The sequence below is a fragment of the Bradyrhizobium sp. Ken64 genome, from assembly GCF_055807555.1.
Map to the genome: position 1 here is coordinate 59,549 of NZ_JBVVPA010000025.1, position 16,363 is coordinate 75,911.

At 65.1% G+C, this 16,363-nt stretch carries 13 protein-coding genes; 9 read left to right on the top strand and 4 right to left on the bottom strand.

The features are described 5' to 3' along the window. Window positions 1-33: 33 nt before the first annotated feature. Together AC0L2F_RS30390 and AC0L2F_RS30395 are read left to right on the top strand one after the other, a co-directional pair. The gene (locus AC0L2F_RS30390; RefSeq protein WP_007613000.1) at window positions 34-306 is read left to right on the top strand and encodes a hypothetical protein; all 273 of its coding nucleotides are present in this window, start codon (window positions 34-36) and stop codon (window positions 304-306) included. Between the two features lie 311 nt (window positions 307-617). Further along, window positions 618-1,685: a hypothetical protein gene (locus AC0L2F_RS30395; protein ID WP_473250913.1), complete on the top strand. Its 1,068-nt coding sequence runs from the start codon at window positions 618-620 to the stop codon at window positions 1,683-1,685. 17 nt (window positions 1,686-1,702) lie between these two features. On the opposite strand, the gene AC0L2F_RS30400 is transcribed toward AC0L2F_RS30395, so the two are convergent. Further along, window positions 1,703-3,019, bottom strand: a complete 1,317-nt coding sequence (locus tag AC0L2F_RS30400) for an alpha/beta hydrolase (RefSeq protein WP_473250901.1) — start codon at window positions 3,017-3,019, stop codon at window positions 1,703-1,705. 625 nt (window positions 3,020-3,644) lie between these two features. On the opposite strand from AC0L2F_RS30400, the gene AC0L2F_RS30405 reads away from it, so the two are divergent. Then, a complete protein-coding gene (locus AC0L2F_RS30405; RefSeq protein WP_473250902.1) occupies window positions 3,645-5,654 on the top strand; it encodes a putative bifunctional diguanylate cyclase/phosphodiesterase in 2,010 nt (669 codons plus the stop codon). 7 nt (window positions 5,655-5,661) lie between these two features. Here AC0L2F_RS30405 and hutU read toward each other — a convergent pair whose 3' ends face one another. From hutU to hutI, 3 genes are read right to left on the bottom strand one after another with little or no spacing between them, the layout of a single operon-like run. After that, window positions 5,662-7,329, bottom strand: a complete 1,668-nt coding sequence (gene hutU, locus AC0L2F_RS30410; RefSeq protein ID WP_007613005.1) for a urocanate hydratase — start codon at window positions 7,327-7,329, stop codon at window positions 5,662-5,664. A 13-nt stretch (window positions 7,330-7,342) separates the two neighbouring features. Beyond that, window positions 7,343-8,902 (bottom strand): histidine ammonia-lyase, encoded by a 1,560-nt coding sequence (hutH, locus tag AC0L2F_RS30415; protein WP_473250903.1) that lies wholly within the window; start codon window positions 8,900-8,902, stop codon window positions 7,343-7,345. Continuing rightward, on the bottom strand, window positions 8,899-10,113 hold the full coding sequence (gene hutI / locus AC0L2F_RS30420; RefSeq protein WP_473250904.1) for an imidazolonepropionase: 1,215 nt from the start codon (window positions 10,111-10,113) through the stop codon (window positions 8,899-8,901). The genes hutH and hutI overlap by 4 nt, the downstream gene beginning before the upstream one ends. Window positions 10,114-10,212: 99 nt before the next feature. On the opposite strand from hutI, the gene AC0L2F_RS30425 reads away from it, so the two are divergent. The 6 genes from AC0L2F_RS30425 (at window position 10,213) to AC0L2F_RS30450 (ending at window position 16,201) form a co-directional block, all read left to right on the top strand. After that, entirely contained in the window at window positions 10,213-11,571 is a 1,359-nt protein-coding gene (locus tag AC0L2F_RS30425) for a formimidoylglutamate deiminase (RefSeq protein ID WP_473250905.1), read from the top strand. After that, window positions 11,568-12,296 (top strand): histidine utilization repressor, encoded by a 729-nt coding sequence (hutC, locus tag AC0L2F_RS30430; RefSeq protein WP_473250906.1) that lies wholly within the window; start codon window positions 11,568-11,570, stop codon window positions 12,294-12,296. Before AC0L2F_RS30425 ends, hutC begins: the two co-directional genes overlap by 4 nt. 106 nt (window positions 12,297-12,402) lie before the next feature. Then, a complete protein-coding gene (locus AC0L2F_RS30435) occupies window positions 12,403-13,347 on the top strand; it encodes an ABC transporter substrate-binding protein (RefSeq protein WP_473250907.1) in 945 nt (314 codons plus the stop codon). 73 nt (window positions 13,348-13,420) lie between these two features. After that, window positions 13,421-14,194, top strand: a complete 774-nt coding sequence (locus AC0L2F_RS30440; protein ID WP_473250914.1) for an ABC transporter permease — start codon at window positions 13,421-13,423, stop codon at window positions 14,192-14,194. Then, entirely contained in the window at window positions 14,191-14,976 is a 786-nt protein-coding gene (locus AC0L2F_RS30445; RefSeq protein ID WP_473250908.1) for an ABC transporter ATP-binding protein, read from the top strand. Before AC0L2F_RS30440 ends, AC0L2F_RS30445 begins: the two co-directional genes overlap by 4 nt. Continuing rightward, a complete protein-coding gene (locus AC0L2F_RS30450) occupies window positions 14,969-16,201 on the top strand; it encodes a hydantoinase/carbamoylase family amidase (protein WP_473250909.1) in 1,233 nt (410 codons plus the stop codon). The genes AC0L2F_RS30445 and AC0L2F_RS30450 overlap by 8 nt, the downstream gene beginning before the upstream one ends. Window positions 16,202-16,363: the final 162 nt, after the last annotated feature.

Sequence of the window (16,363 nt, forward strand, 5' to 3'; positions counted from 1 at the left end):
AGTTGTCCTCAAGTCAACCCAGGAGGAAACCAGATGAAGAAGTTCATTTTGGCATCCGCGTGCATCGTGGCGCTGGCGACCGGCGGCGCCTTTGCGCAGACACAACCCGCCCCAGGCGCATCCGGCCACGGCGACGTTGGCCCCTCTTCGCGGGGCCCCGCGACCAAGGGCATGACGACCGGCGCCTCCTCGAACATGCAGAACGAGGCCGCTGACAGCAAGGGCAAGCAGACTCCGTCGGCCGGCGGCAGCAACACCAATAACATGGGCAGCCAGGCCGGCGGCGGCGCTGGCTCCGGAAAGTAGGCTGGCATCGATCGGAAATTCTGGAGAGGGGGCGATCGTCCCCTCTCCAGAAGTCTTCGTGCCGTCAGAGCTTGTCGACGTCATACGCGAAGGTCTTGGTGTCGAACGAAGCATATTGGCGGTGCTGCACATTGATTACGGTCACGTCGGCACTACAGTGACGCCGACTAAATTGCAGCCGTGCGCTCTGAAAGCGTGAATGTTCTGCAATTGGTCCCACCTACATTGACATCAGTGTGACAGCCGGGGATTTTTACATTGCTGGCGAATCAGCGATGGCCTCAAGCCGAGTACCTCTTGGACAACTCCCAGTGCTTTCGAGACTGATATCGTTGCTGCGCCGCATCCCCGCGGTGAAATGGGCGTTCACGCGGCTTCGGCCCGCGCCGCACGGCGGCGGCATCGACGTCGCGCCTGATACCGCAGACGCCTCACCCGCCCTCGTTGCCGACATTGCAGAAGCCGCGGAGGTTCTCGACACCAGCATCAGCGCGGATACGTTGAACTGCGACGCAGCAGTCGCGGCTTCAGCCGAAGACGACAGTGCCAGCCCTGTCATCGCGGAGAGCCCGTCGGAAGCGCCAGCCGATATCAGCGGCAGCGACGATTCATCCCGGGAGACGTCGACGGAAGTCGAGCCGGTCGTCGTGGAGGAAGCTTCGGTCACGACCATCGACGTCGAGCGCGAGTCGGCCGACGTCCCCGAAATCATCGTCAACAGCGGTCTATCTTCCGAACTCATGGACGACGTTGAGCCCGTTGTCGCGGAGAAGGCGTCTCCTATCGATGTCGAGGTCGCTCCGGTTGACGCCATCGCTCTCGTCGTCGACGTGGATACTCGCTCGATTCTCGAGGACACGTGTATCGCGTTCGCCGATCGCGACATCTCGCCAGAGCATGTCCCTGAGGACAGCATCGACAGCGATCCCTCCCCCGGTGCCGCGGAAGTCGTCGCCGACACGCCCAGCGTCGTCACGGATGTTGTGCCGGAGCCGGCCCTCGAGGCTCCCGCTCCGGAGATCACCAGCGCGCCGAAGACTCGTGCAAAGATCGTAGAACCCGCCGACCGTGCCGCGCTGATCCGGCAGCGTTGGGCGGAGACCGGGATCAGAATGTGGAATCCCCGCCTCCACGGCGCCGGTGATGCCACGCTGAACATCCAGGGAAGCGTCGGGCTGCTGCCGCCCGCGCCCGGCGAGACGATGCCGCGCTACGACAAGCTGGAATTCCTGATGCTCGGCGGACAGATCGTCTGCGAAGGCGTGATTGTCGAGGCACCCGCACACGCAAGCCAGCGCAGTTTTACGCGGCTCGCCGAGCCGGGGAAACACGACCGGGTCCGCGAACCGATGCGGGAACGCCAGGCCGCTCTCGCCTGACCCTTTATTCCCTGCGCTCAGGGGATCGGATAACCCTTCCAGACCCACTCCAGCGCCGACGGCAGCGTCTGGGCGATCGTCGGACGGTCGACGTGCTTGGCGTTGCGCACGAACAGGAACTGATAGTGGTAGCCCTTCTCCGCCAGCACCTTGGCCATCAGCGCGTTGGAGAGGGTCCAGTCGTGCATGCCGTCGGGGATGGTGGGGTTCGGATAGAACAGGTCCTGGTCGCCGCCGAAGAACCAGAAACGGATCGGCTTGGTCGGCGCAGCGACGATCAGCGGCACGCCGGGCGGCTCGGCCGGCGTGAGCACGCCGGCCTTGGAGATGAGGTTGGGTGTGGCCGGCCCCGTCCATGCGCTGTGATATTCCCAGGCGCCGCCGCGCAGCGACGGGTCATGCGGCCATTGCTGGTTGACCATGGTCGGCGAGAACGCCAGGACGCGGTGATAGAGATCGGGATAGAACCACGCCATGGTGAAGGCTGCCACGCCGCTCGAACTCAGCCCCATGGTCGCACGTCCATCGGGATTTTTGGTCAGCCTGACGTCGGCGTTCTTTTCCACCAGCGGCAGCACTTCACGCTCGACGAACTGCGCGTAGGCGCCTGACACCGCGTCATATTCGCGGCCACGCTGACTGCCTTGCGCGTCCTGCCCGCCATTCCCGATCTGGATCGCGATCATCGGCGGCACGCGGTGCTGCGCGATCAGATTGTCGAGCGTGACGGCGAGATCCTTGTAGGCGTTGGAGCCGCCGTCGCCGACCACGATGAACGGCGCTTCGCTGCCGCGCACATATTGCGCCGGCACATAGACGTCGATGGTGCGCGACCAGATCCCTGGGTGGCTGGTGGTGACAATCATGTGCGACTTGTCATCCGGCGCCGTAACGGTGGTCATGATCGAGGAATTGGTGCAACCGGCGGCGTCATCGCGGATCAGGCCGGGATTGTAGATGGTGCTCTCCTTCGACGACAGCGTGAAGGACTTTGTCGTCCCACGCGGCACGCCCTCCTTCGCGATCGTCTCCGGCGCAGGATTGTGGGTGGGACCGATGATGAAATTGCCCTCGGCACCCGGTGGCGGCAGCGTTCCGTCAGGAAGCTCAGTGGCGCGCGGATAGTTGGGATTGGACGGATCGCGCGTCGGAGGCGCCGTCTTGAAATCGAGACCCGCCGTATCGATGAAGAACGGGCCCGCCTTGTCGGCGGTGTTGGCCCCGGGCGGCACCACCATGTTCTGGGTGACGCAGGCCGGCTGCGAAAGCGCGATTGAAGTGAAGGAGACGAGGGAAATCAGCGTCCCCGCAAGGACGGACAACGAATTGGTCATTTCAGCTCCCGGTGCTGACGAGTCTTTCTGGCTCGCCTTGGAGCAAAGTATGACGAGCCACCTACGCGCGGTCAAACCCCAGCCGGCCGCATTGCAGCTATGGCCGCCATGCTCAAACCGGACAGGGACGGTTATTCCGCGCACTGCCACGAAATTATCCAGACATCTGGCCGTTGCTGCCGCACCTCGCACGGCGTCGCTTGCCGGCCGGCCGCGCCGTGAAGGACCGCCCAATCAAAACGCGATAGATATGACGCTTCTGAAATCCACCGCACGACAATCTTGCCCTCCCGGCGAAGGTCGATCGCACCGCGAAGGAAGGCGACTCCTCGCCGGGGAGAGGTATGCGAACAAGTCGGCCCCATCATTGGCGATGCGACAGAATGCTGCGCCGACACCGATGGTTAGCAGAACCTCACCAAGGTTTTTGCAGTCCTTTGCAGTCGATACATCCGTTTTTGCCGCCACATATCGTTAACGCGGCCTCACCAATGCACGCGGCCGGAAAAATTCGCGGTAGCGTACAACCTTCCCCGCTTTTCCGGCGAAATCCACCTAACGCCACCTTTACCCCCGCCGTGCAAGATCGCCGGCGTTTCGAAGGGGATCCGGGGCTCGTATTGCAATGCCTGTCAACAATTTTAAGTCTCATCTAGCTGCCGTTGCAGAGCTGTTTCGGGTGCCGGCCGACAATCCGGAACTGATGCGGGCGCAATTCGACGCCTTCTCCAAACAGATCCCGCTGCTCTATTTCATCCTGATCACAAACACGATCGCGGTGGCTTATACCTATGTGCCGCTGGCACCGCCCTCGCTCAGTATGATCGTGCCTGCCCTGTTGATCGCGATGACGGGCTTTCGCACATTCTGGTGGCTGCGCCAGCGCCGTGTCGTCCGCAACGATGCCGACATCCTGCGCAACCTGCGTCTCACCAACTGGATTGCAGCGCCGATCGCGGCGGGCTTTACTGTCTGGTCGTTTGCCCTGTATCCCTACGGCGATGCTTTCGCCAAGAGCCAGGTTGCCTTCTACATGGCGGTGACCGTGATCGGCTGCATCTTCTCGCTGATGCATCTGCGCTCGGCGGCACTGATTGTGACGCTGGTCGTCGACGTGCCCTATGTTCTGTTTTTCTGGACCACCGGCGAGCCCACACTGAAGGCGATCGCCGTCAACAATCTGCTCGTGTCGGGTGCGATGGTGACGGTGCTGTTCATCTACTATCGCGACTTCGCCGACCTCGTCGCCAGCCGCAAATCGCTGCTGGCGCAGCAGGCAGCCACCCAAGCCCTTTCGGACGAGAACTTCCGCCTCGCAAACCTCGATTCTCTGACAGAGCTGCCGAATCGCCGCCGCTTCTTCGCCGAGCTGTCGAGCGCTTTCGCTGACGCCGAGCGCAGGAAAGTTCGCGTCGCTGTCGGGATCATCGACCTCGACGGCTTCAAGCCGGTCAACGACAATTACGGCCATTCCGTTGGCGACCGCGTTCTGATCGAGGCGGGCCGGCGCATCCGCGAGGTCTGCGAGGGCTTCGGCCCGCAGCGGGTGGAATTCGCCAGGCTCGGCGGCGACGAGTTCGGCCTCGTCGTGTGCGGCGACCCCGATGAGGCGGATCTGATGCGGCTTGGCGAACGCATCGCTGACCAGGTCAAGCTGCCCTACCAGCTCGACACCGCCCATACCGGACTGTCCTGCTCGATCGGCTTCGCGCTATTCCCGCAATCGGCAACGACGGCGGAAGCGCTCTATGAATGCGCCGACTATTCCCTCTATCACGCCAAGCGCCACCTGCGCGGCCGCACCGTGATCTTCTCGATCGAGCTCGAGGCCGAGATCCGCAGCCGCGGCGTCATCGAGAATTTGCTGCGCACCGCCGATTTCAGCACCGAGATGGACCTGGTGTTCCAGCCGATCGTAGACGCCATGAGCGAGCACACCGCCGGCTTCGAGGTCCTGGCGCGCTGGCGCAGCTCCCGCCTCGGCCTGGTTTCGCCGGCCGACTTCATTCCCGCCGCCGAGCGCATCGGCCTGATCCGGCCGCTGACGCAAGCGCTGCTGGCGCGCGCGCTCGCGACGGCCAAGACCTGGCCCGACCACATCCGCCTCTCGTTCAACCTGTCCGCCCACGACGTCTGCTCGCCCGAGGGCGTCCTGCCGCTGATCGCCATCGTCGAGAAGAGCGGGCTGCCGCCGCACCGGATCGATTTCGAGATCACCGAGACCGCCGTTACATTCGATTTCGTACGCGCGCAGCAGTCGATCGCGGCATTGAAGGCGATGGGCTGTGGCATTTCGCTGGACGATTTCGGCACCGGCTATTCCTCGCTGAGCCACGTGCACTGGCTGCCGCTCGACAAGATCAAGATCGACCGCAGCTTCATCGCCGACGTCAACGACAATGCAGTAAGTCACAAGATCATCAAGTCCCTCACCGGCCTCTGTGACGACATGGAGATCGCCTGCGTCGCCGAGGGCGTCGAGACCCGCGCTCAGCTCGACACCCTGCGCCGGCTGGGATGCGACTTCATCCAGGGCTACTACTTCGCAAAGCCCATGCATGGCGACGCGATCGACGAGTATCTCGCAAACGAACGCCAGCGCCTCAGTGGCGCCGGAGCCAGGGTCGTGGCCTGAGTCGCGCCTAGCGCAGGCTCGGCAGGTCGAGCCCTTTGTCGCGGGCGCAGCCGATCGCGGTGTCGTAGCCCGCGTCGGCGTGGCGCATGACGCCGCTGGCAGGATCGTTCCAGAGCACGCGCGCGATGCGCTTCGCCGCTTCCGGCGTACCGTCGGCGACGATCACCATGCCGGCATGCTGGGAATAGCCGATGCCGACGCCGCCGCCGTGATGCAGCGACACCCAGGTCGCGCCGCTGGCACAATTGAGCAGCGCGTTGAGCAAGGGCCAGTCGGACACAGCGTCCGACCCGTCCTTCATCGCTTCGGTTTCGCGGTTAGGGCTCGCCACCGAGCCGCTGTCGAGATGATCGCGGCCGATCACGATGGGTGCCTTCAATTCGCCGCGCGCCACCATCTCGTTGAAGGCAAGGCCCAGGCGATCGCGATCGCCGAGCCCAACCCAGCAGATCCGCGCCGGCAGGCCCTGGAATTTGATGCGCTCCCTGGCCATGTCGAGCCAATTGTGCAGGTGCTTGTCGTCAGGCATCAGCTCCTTGACCTTGGCGTCGGTCTTGAAGATGTCCTCGGGATCGCCCGACAGCGCGGCCCAGCGGAACGGCCCGACGCCGCGGCAGAACAAGGGACGGATATAAGCAGGGACGAAGCCGGGGAAATCGAAGGCATTCTTCAGGCCCATGTCCTGCGCCATCTGGCGGATGTTGTTGCCGTAGTCGAGCGTCGGGATGCCTTGCGCATGGAAATCCAGCATGGCCTGGACGTGCTCGACCATCGAGATCTTCGAGGCGCGCTCCACGGCCTTGGGGTCGGCGGCGCGCTTGGCTTCCCACTCGGCGAGCGTCCAGCCCTTCGGCAAATAGCCGTTGATCGGATCGTGCGCGCTGGTCTGATCGGTGACGATGTCGGGCCTGACACCGCGGCGGACCAGCTCGGGAAAAATCTCCGCGGCATTGCCGAGCAGGCCGACCGAGACCGCCTTCTTCGTCTTCGCCGCCTCCGCCATGATCGCAAGCGCCTCGTCGAGCGTTGTGGCCTGGCGATCGAGATAACCGGTGCGCAGACGCATCTCGATACGGCTCGGCTGGCATTCGACCGCCAGCATCGAGGCCCCCGCCATGGTCGCAGCCAGCGGCTGCGCGCCGCCCATGCCGCCCAGACCGGCGGTCAGAATCCATTTGCCGGCGAGGCTGCCGCCATAGTGGCGACGCCCGATCTCGACAAACGTCTCGTAGGTGCCCTGCACGATGCCCTGGCTGCCGATATAGATCCAGGAACCCGCCGTCATCTGGCCGTACATCATCAGGCCCTTGCGATCGAGCTCGTTGAAATGATCGAGCGTCGCCCAGTGCGGCACGATGTTGGAGTTGGCAATCAGGACGCGCGGCGCGTCGGCATGGGTGCGGAACACGCCGACCGGCTTGCCGGACTGGACCAGCAGCGTCTGGTCGTCCTCGAGCTCGCGCAGCGAAGCAACGATCCGGTCGAAGCTCTCCCAGTCACGTGCGGCGCGGCCGATGCCGCCATAGACGACGAGCTCGCTCGGACGTTCTGCAACATCGGGATCGAGATTATTCATGAGCATGCGCAAGGGCGCTTCCGTCAACCAGCTCTTGGCGCTGATTTCGCTGCCGCGTGGCGCTCGGATGGTGCGGTCATTGTCCAGTCGGCGGTTCATGCGGAGCACCTCGTCAGGCAAGTGTCGGAAACGGGTCAGTTGAAAGTACGGCGAGCGCCGCGGCCGGCAGCGCATCGGCTTCGACCAGCGCGGCAGCCTTGGCGAGATCGCCGGCCATGTAGCGATCGGCGCCAAGCGGCGACACCTGCTCGCGCAGCGCGGCGATGACGGCGGCGAGCGGCGCGCTGGTTGCATGCGGCGCGCGCAGCGTGATGCCCTGGGCGGCGACCAGCAGCTCGATGCCCAGGATGGTGGCGAGATTTTCCGCCATGTCAGACAGGCGCCGTGCAGCATGCGCGGCCATCGAGACATGATCTTCCTGGTTGGCACTGGTCGGCGTTGAATCGATCGAACAGGCGGCCGCGCGCTGCTTGTTCTCGGCATAGAGCGCGGCCGCCGTCACCTCGGCGATCATGAAGCCAGAATTGATACCGGGATCGGGAGTGAGGAACGGCGGCAGGCCGAAATTGAGCGCGGGATCGACCAGCGTCGCAATGCGCCGCTCGCTGATCGCGCCGATCTCCGACAGCGCCAGCGCGATGGTATCCGCGGCAAAGGCCACCGGTTCGGCGTGGAAATTGCCGCCGGAGACGATCTCGCCGGTCTCGACCAGGACGAGCGGATTGTCGGTGACGGCATTGGCCTCGACGATCAGCGTCCGTGCCGCCTGCACGATCAGGTCGAGCGCCGCGCCAGCGACCTGCGGTTGGCAGCGCAGGCAATAGGGATCCTGCACGCGCTCGTCGCCTTCGAGATGCGACAGGCGGATGTCGCTGCCCTCGAGCAGCGCCATCAGGGTTGCCGCAGCCGCGATCTGGCCGGAATGGCCGCGCAACGCCTGGATTTCGGGGCGGAACGGCGCCGTCGAGGCCATCGCCGCATCGACCGACAGCGCGCCGGTGACGAGCGCGGCGCGCGCCAGGCGAAATGCGCGCAGCACGCCGGAGACGGCGTAGGCGGTGGAAAATTGCGTGCCGTTGATCAGCGCGAGCCCTTCCTTTGGCCCGAGCGTCAGTGGCGGCAGGCCGGCTGCAGCGAGCGCGTCGCTACCCGACACGATCTTGCCGCCGACGAAGGCCTGCCCTTCGCCGATCATCACGGCGGTCATATGCGCGAGCGGCGCGAGATCGCCGGAAGCGCCAACCGAACCTTGCTGCGGCACCAGCGGTGAGACGTGCCGGGCTAGCATGGCCTGCAACTGCTCGATCACCTCGCGGCGCACGCCAGAGGCGCCGCGCCCGAGCGAGATGATCTTCAGCGCCATCATCAGGCGGACGATCGGTTCGGGGGTCGCCGGGCCGACGCCGCAGCAATGCGAGACGATGAGATTGCGCTGGAGCAGCGCGGTCTGGTCGGGCGGAATGCGCTTCGAGGCAAGTTTCCCGAAGCCGGTGTTGATCCCGTACACGGGAGCATCGGCTCGCGCGGCCCCTGCAACGATCTCCGCGGCCGCGTCGACGCGCGGCCAGAAGACGGGATCGAGAAGCACTGAATGCCCTTCGAGCACGCGCGCGAGATCGTCGATGCTGACCGTTCCCGGCTTGACGACGATCTGCGCGCGCTGGTCCGTCATTGTCCCCTCCACACCCGGCGGTGGAGCGGATTGAAGCCGATGCGGTAGACCAGCTCGGCCGGGCGCTCGATGTCCCATATCGCGAGGTCGCACCATTTGCCGGCCTCTAACGTGCCGGTATCATTGAGCACGCCGAGCGCACGCGCGCCTTCGCGGGTGACCCCGGCAAGGCACTCGGCCACATTCATCCGGAACAGCGTCGCGCCCATGTTCATGGCGAGCAGGAGCGAGGTCAGCGGCGAGCTGCCCGGATTGCAGTCAGTCGCGAGCGCCATGGCGACGCCGTGCTTGCGGAACGTTTCGACTGGCGGTTTTTGCGTCTCGCGGATGAAGTAGAAGGCGCCGGGCAGTAGCACGGCCACCGTTCCGGCGTTCGCCATCGCCGCTGCACCGGCTTCGTCGGCGTGTTCGAGGTGATCGGCTGATTGCGCTGAGAATTTCGCGGCGAGCGCAGCCCCACCGAGATTCGAGAGCTGGTCGGCATGCAGTTTGACCGGCTGTCCAAGCCGCCTCGCCGCCTCGAACACCCGCGCCGTCTGCTCGCCGGAAAATGCGATCCCCTCCATGAAGGCATCGACGGCATCGGCGAGGCCGGCCCTTGCGACCGCCGGCAACATCTCCCTGCAGACGAGATCGATGTAGCGATCCTTGTCGCCATCGGCTTCGATCGGCAGCGCATGCGCGCCGAGGAAGGATGTGCGGATCGCGACCGGCCGCTGCCGGCCGAGGCTTCGGGCGGCGGCCAGCTGCCGCATCTCGGTCTCGGTGTCCAAGCCGTAGCCTGACTTGATCTCGACCGTGGTGGCACCCTCGGCAATCAGCGCATCCAGCCGCGGCAGCGCGCTTGCTATGAGTTCGGCCTCGCTTGCCTTGCGCGTCGCGGCCACCGTCGAGACGATGCCGCCGCCGGCGCGCGCGATCTCCTCGTAGCTCGCGCCCTTCAGGCGCAGCTCGAATTCCTGGGCGCGGTTACCGCCATAGACCAGATGAGTGTGAGAATCGACGAGACCGGGCGTGATCCAGCGCCCCTCGCAATCGATCCGGTCGGCTGCATCGGCACTCGCCGGAAAATCGGTCTGCGCACCCGCATAGACGATACGGCCGCCGCGCGCGGCGATCACGCCGTGCTCGATCTCGCCGAGATCGGGACCGTCGGCCCGCATCGTGGCGAGCCGGGCGTTATGCCAGATCCGGTCGAAGCGCTCTGCCATGCAACTGTCCCTTCGCGGATGCCCCTGCGCCCTGGGATGCTTGACTTATATGTCTAGACATATAATCGTGTCGCGGTTCTGTCCAGCCGGCATGGAAACATGACACGACTGCATTTCGCCTCCGCGCTCCTGCCCTCGGGCTGGGCCAATGACGTGCAGGTGGTGATCACCGGCGGCGCGATCGCCGAGGTGACGCCGGGCGTGGCGCCGACCTCCGGCGACGAACGCCACGGCCTTGCGCTTCCGGGACTTGCGAGCCTGCACAGCCACGCCTTCCAGCGCGGCATGGCGGGTCTCGCGGAGCTGCGCGGCGATAGTGCCGACACCTTCTGGACCTGGCGCGAGACGATGTACCGCTTCGCGCTGGCGATGACGCCTGACGACGTCGCAGCGGTCGCGACATTGCTTTATGTCGAGATGCTGGAGCAGGGTTTTACCCGCGTCGGCGAATTCCATTATCTGCATCATGATCGAGACGGCTCGCCCTACGCCGATCTCGCCGAAATGGCCGCACGCATCGCGCAGGCCGCCGAAGCCTCGGGTATTGCGCTCACGCTGCTGCCGAGTTTTTATGCGCATGGCTCGTTTGGGGGCGCAGCACCGCGTGCCGGACAGCGCCGCTTCATCTGTAGCGTAGACCAATTTTCCGCGCTGATGGCGGCCTCGCGCAAGGCGATCGCAACATTGCCGGATGCCAACATTGGCATCGCGCCGCACAGCTTGCGCGCGGTGGCGCCGGACGAACTTGGAGCGATCATTCCGCTCGCGGACGGCGGCCCGATCCACATTCATGCCGCCGAGCAGGTGAAGGAAATCGAGGATTGCCTGGCGTGGTCTGGACAGCGTCCAGTGCAATGGCTGCTGGAGCACGCGCCGGTCGACCGACGCTGGTGCCTCATTCACGCCACCCACACCACGGACGAGGAAGTCCGCGGCTTCGCCAAGACCGGTGCGATCGCCGGCCTCTGCCCCGTCACCGAGGCAAGCCTGGGCGACGGCATTTTTCCGGCTCGCGAATTCGTCGGTGCCGGCGGTGCCTTTGGCGTCGGCACGGATTCCAATGTGCTGGTCGGCGTCGCCGACGAGCTGCGCCAGCTCGAATATGGCCAACGGCTCAAGCATCGTGAACGCAACGTGCTCTCTGCCGGCGCAGGCCGCTCGACGGGGCGCGCCCTGTTCGATCATGCGCTTGCAGGCGGTTCGCGGGCACTGGCACAGACGTCAGTCGGTCTCACGTCAGGGGCGCGCGCCGACATCGTCACGCTCGACATCACGCATCCCTCGCTGGCGGGGCGCGCGCACGACGCCGTCATCGACGGCTGGATCTTTGCCGCGGGCAGCGGCGGGATCGATTGCGTCTGGGCCGGCGGCGACAAGGTCGTCGAAGGCGGCCGGCACAGACTGCGCCAAGCCGCGCGCGAACGCTTCAACGCATCGGTACGGAGGCTCGTTGCATGAGTCTCGCCACAGATGCCGGCGACAAGCCGACGCTCTACAAACGGATTCGCGCCGATATCGAGAAGCGCATTCTGACCGGCGAGTGGCCCCCCGGGCATCGCATCCCGTTCGAGCACGAACTGGTCGCGCGTTACGGCTGCTCGCGCATGACCGTGAACAAGGCGCTGTCGGAGCTCGCGCAAGCCGACCTGATCGAGCGGCGGCGACGTGCCGGCTCCTTCGTGCGCCGGCCGCAACATCAGTCTGCCGTGCTCAAGATCGCCGACATGCGCGCCGAGATCACCGCGCTCGGGCGTGCTTACGGCTACGAGCTGATCGGCCGCAAGCTCCGCGCCGCGACCGCGGCCGACCGTGACCGCCTCGGTGTCAAGAAGGCCGGCAAGGTGGTCGCGATCACCTGCCGCCACAGCGCCGACGACGTGCCTTTCGCCGTCGAGGACAGGCTGATCGATCTCGCGTCGGTGCCGGATGCGGCGACCGCGGATTTTTCGCGTGAACCGCCCGGCTCGTGGCTGCTTCACCATGTGCCATGGACAGAGGCCGAGCATACGATCAGCGCTATCGTTGCGGACGATCGCACGGCCGAAGCGCTCGACATCGCCGTCGGCGCGCCCTGCCTCGTGATCGACCGCTATACCTGGCGCAGCGCGCGCACGATCACCGCGGTGCGGCTGCTCTATCCCGGTGACTCTCACCGCCTTGTCGCCCGATTCAAGGGAGGCTGAGAGGACGATGTCGGCACAAATCGTGCAACGTTTCGGGCAGCGGTCCACGAGGACCGACCAAGATCAACAGGACGTCAATCCATCGATCGGCAAGAGGACGACAATCATGCGTAGTTCGAAAGTATTTGCGGCAGTCATTGCGCTTACGGTCTCCACCCCCGTGCTCGCCGACGACGTCAAGGTCGGCGTCGGCATCTCCGGATGGACCGGCTTCGCGCCGCTGACGCTGGCGAAGGAGGCCGGCATCTTCAAGAAGAACGGCCTCGACGTCACCATCAAGAAGATTCCGCAGAAGGATCGCCATCTGGCAATCGCGTCTGGCGACGTCCAGTGCGCGGCAACGACCGTGGAGACCTGGATCTCCTGGAACGCCAACGGCGTCGCGACCAAGCAGATCTTCCAGCTCGACAAGAGCTACGGCGCCGACGGCATGGCCGTGCGCAACGATCTCGCCGCGATCAAGGATCTGAAGGGCAAGACGGTTGCGGCTTCCGCGCCCGGCACCTCGCCCTATTTCGCGCTGGCCTGGATGCTCAAGAAGAACGGCCTGTCGGTGAAGGACGTCACCGTCGTGAACCTCGAGCCGGCCGCGGCGGCGCAGGCCTTCGTCTCCGGCCAGAACGATGCCGCGATGACCTATGAGCCGTATCTGTCGACGGTTCGTGCCGCACCCGACAAGGGCAAGATCATCGCGACCACGCTCGACTATCCGATGGTCATGGACACGTTCGGCTGCACGCCGAAATTCCTCACCGAGAACCCGAAGGCCGCCAAGGCGCTCGCCGACAGCTATTTCGAGGCGCTCGACATGATCGCCAAGGACCAGGCCAAAGCCTACGAGATCATGGGCGCCGACGTGAAGCAGAGCGGCGAGGCGTTCGGCAACTCGGCGAAGTATCTGCGTTGGCAGGACAAGGCCGCCAACCAGAAATTCTTCGCCGGCGATTTCCTGACCTTCAACAAGGAGGCCGCCGACCTCCTGCTGGAGATCGGCATCATCAAGGCCGCGCCGAAGGTCGAGGATCTCTTCGACGCCAGCTACATCAAGTAAATCTCCCAGGAGCCGCCGGCCCCGTCTCGCGGCGGGGCCGGCAAACTTGTTCACCGCCCGGATAGACAGTTTGATGCGTCCCCTCGATCCCGTGACGTCAAGGCAGCGCGTGGCTTACGGCCTTGCGTTCTTCGTGGTGTTCGTTGCCCTCTGGTCCTGGGCGACCTTCGGCGGCCACGTGTCGAAAGTGTTCCTCGCCAACCCGCTGACCATGGTGCAGGAAGGCGTCGATCTGATCATCAAACAGGGCTTCCTGTTCGACGTCGGCATGACGATCTGGCGCGTCGTCGGCGGCTTCGTGCTGGCCGCACTCATCGCCGTGCCGTTCGGCGTGCTGATGGGCGCCTACAAGCCGGTCGAGGCGTTCCTCGAACCGTTCGTCTCCTTTGCGCGCTATCTGCCGGCCTCCGCCTTCATTCCCCTCCTGATCCTGTGGGCCGGCATCGGCGAACTGCAGAAGCTGCTCGTCATCTTCATCGGCTCGGTGTTCCAGATCATCCTGATGATCGCGGTCACCGTCGGCACGACGCGGCGCGACCTGGTCGAGGCGGCCTATACGCTCGGGGCCAGCGACCGCGGCATCATCCGCCGCGTGCTGTTGCCCTCTTCCGCGCCGGAGATCGCGGAAATCCTGCGGCTGGTGCTGGGCTGGGCCTGGACCTATGTCATCGTCGCCGAACTGATCGGCTCCTCCTCCGGCATCGGCCACATGATCACGGACAGCCAGGCGCTGCTCAACACCGGCCAGATCATCTTCGGCATCATCGTGATCGGGCTGATCGGCCTGGTCTCGGACTTCCTGTTCAAGGCGTTCAACGCGTGGCTGTTTCCCTGGAGGCTCGCATGACGATCCTCAAGATCGAACAGGTCTCGCGAACCTTTCCAGCGCGCCACGGCAACGCCCCGACCAAGGCGCTGGAGCCAACCGATCTCGTGATCGGCAACAACGACTTCGTCACCATTCTCGGCCCTTCCGGCTGCGGCAAGTCCACGCTGCTTCGCATCGTCGCCGGCCTCGATCGCCCGACCGGCGGACGCGTGGTGCTCGATGGACGCGAGGTGACCGGCCCCGGCGCCGACCGCGGCATGGTGTTCCAGTCCTACACGCTGTTTCCCTGGCTGACCGTGCGCGAGAACATCGCCTTCGGCCTGCGCGAGCGCGGCGCGCCCGAGGTGGAGCGCAACAAGATCGCCGATGCCTTCATCCGCCAGGTCGGCCTGTCCGGCTTCGAGAACCATTGGCCAAAGCAGCTCTCCGGCGGCATGCAGCAGCGCACCGCGATCGCACGCGCGCTCGCCAATGACCCCAAGATCCTGCTGCTCGACGAGCCGTTCGGCGCGCTCGACAACCAGACCCGCGCCCTGATGCAGGAGATGCTGCTCGGGATCTGGGAGCGCGACCAGAAGACCGTGCTGTTCGTGACCCACGACATCGAGGAAGCGATCTTCCTCGGCAGCCGCGTCATCGTCATGAGCGCGCGTCCCGGCCGCATCAAGGCCGAGATCAACGTGGACCTGCCGCATCCGCGGTCCTACAGGATCAAGACCACGCCCGAATTCGTCCAGTTGAAGGAACGGCTGGTCGAGGAGATCCGCACCGAGGCGTTGAAGGTTGCCGAGCATGCCTGACACTTTTTCACGCGCAAACGGGATGCGCGTTCTCGCCGATCTCAATGCGCTCCGTGCCATCGGCGCCTACAAGACCGGCGTACACAAGCCGACCTTCTCCGAGCCGCACAAGCTTTCGCTGGATTGGCTGGTGCAGAATCTGCCCGACGCGGGCCTCACCGCCGCGATCGACGGCATCGGCAACGTCTTCGGCACCAGCGTAAAGCCGGGACCCAAGCTGCTCGCGGGATCGCATCTCGAAAGCCAGAACTACGCCGGCTGGCTCGACGGTCCGCTCGGTGTCGTCTACGCGCTCGAAGCGGCCCGCGTGCTCAACGGCGATCCCTCGCTCAAAGGCGCGATCGAAATTGCCGCCTGGTGCGACGAGGAAGGACACTTTGGGCACTTCCTCGGGTCGCGCTCCTATGTCGGGCAAGTGACCGAGGCCGACATCGATGCCGCATGCGACCGTACCAGCGGCCGCACCATGCGGGACGCACTCGCCGACATGGGGCTCGCAGGACGACCGCGCATCACCGCGGAGCCGGGCCGGCATGTCGGATATCTGGAAGCGCATATCGAGCAGGGCGACACGCTCGAAAGCGGCCGCCTCGCGATCGGCGTCGTCACCTCCATCGTCGGCATCTGGCAGTACCAGATCAATTTCGTCGGTGAGCAGAATCACGCCGGCACCACCCGCATGGCTGCACGGAGGGATGCCGGGCTGGCGCTGGCAAAGTTCTGCGTCGCAATCGACCAGTGTTTCCCCGATAGCTGCGGCCCGCGCACGGTCTGGACCACCGGCCGCATCACGCTCGATCCGGGCGCGCCGAGCATCATTCCGGGTGGTGCCGAGATGCTGTTGCAGATCCGTGACGATGATCCATCGGTCATCGCGCGGCTGGAGGAGTTGCTGCGCACGATGGCGAACGAGGTCAGCGCGAACGGTCCCTGCACCGTCACCGTGGACAAACTGCGCACCGGCGCGCCGGCCATGATGAACGCGGGCATCCAGGACGCGATCGAAGCCGCGAGCAAGGCGCTGGCCGGCGGACGGTCGATCCGCATGCCCAGCGGCGCCGGCCACGACGCGCAGATGCTGGCGACAATCATGCCCGCGGGCATGCTGTTCGTGCCGTCGATCGGCGGCATCAGCCATCACTGGACCGAGAACACCGCTGACGCCGATATCGTCACCGGCGCGGAAGTGTTCGTCGACGCTTGCCGGCGGATACTTGGAGGCTAGGCTCGTGTCCCGGACGCGCTGCAACGCGCATAGCGTGTCGAAGACGCGCGTAAACGCGCTTATGGCGTTGCTGCGCAGAGCCGGAACCCAGGGGCGACACGGTACAATGCGGAGACATGGGCCCCGGCTCTGCAGCGCACCGTCGAAGGGACGCTGCGCTGC

What these genes read in the sequence shown, in the direction of transcription:
- AC0L2F_RS30435 (WP_473250907.1), top strand. Translation starts at nt 12,403, where the DNA reads ATGCGTAGTTCGAAAGTATTTGCGGCAGTCATTGCGCTTACGGTCTCC.
- AC0L2F_RS30450 (WP_473250909.1), top strand. Translation starts at nt 14,969, where the DNA reads ATGCCTGACACTTTTTCACGCGCAAACGGGATGCGCGTTCTCGCCGAT.
- AC0L2F_RS30400 (WP_473250901.1), bottom strand. Translation starts at nt 3,019, where the DNA reads ATGACCAATTCGTTGTCCGTCCTTGCGGGGACGCTGATTTCCCTCGTC.
- hutI (WP_473250904.1), bottom strand. Translation starts at nt 10,113, where the DNA reads ATGGCAGAGCGCTTCGACCGGATCTGGCATAACGCCCGGCTCGCCACG.
- AC0L2F_RS30405 (WP_473250902.1), top strand. Translation starts at nt 3,645, where the DNA reads ATGCCTGTCAACAATTTTAAGTCTCATCTAGCTGCCGTTGCAGAGCTG.
- hutC (WP_473250906.1), top strand. Translation starts at nt 11,568, where the DNA reads ATGAGTCTCGCCACAGATGCCGGCGACAAGCCGACGCTCTACAAACGG.
- hutH (WP_473250903.1), bottom strand. Translation starts at nt 8,902, where the DNA reads ATGACGGACCAGCGCGCGCAGATCGTCGTCAAGCCGGGAACGGTCAGC.
- AC0L2F_RS30445 (WP_473250908.1), top strand. Translation starts at nt 14,191, where the DNA reads ATGACGATCCTCAAGATCGAACAGGTCTCGCGAACCTTTCCAGCGCGC.
- hutU (WP_007613005.1), bottom strand. Translation starts at nt 7,329, where the DNA reads ATGAACCGCCGACTGGACAATGACCGCACCATCCGAGCGCCACGCGGC.
- AC0L2F_RS30440 (WP_473250914.1), top strand. Translation starts at nt 13,421, where the DNA reads ATGCGTCCCCTCGATCCCGTGACGTCAAGGCAGCGCGTGGCTTACGGC.
- AC0L2F_RS30425 (WP_473250905.1), top strand. Translation starts at nt 10,213, where the DNA reads ATGACACGACTGCATTTCGCCTCCGCGCTCCTGCCCTCGGGCTGGGCC.
- AC0L2F_RS30390 (WP_007613000.1), top strand. Translation starts at nt 34, where the DNA reads ATGAAGAAGTTCATTTTGGCATCCGCGTGCATCGTGGCGCTGGCGACC.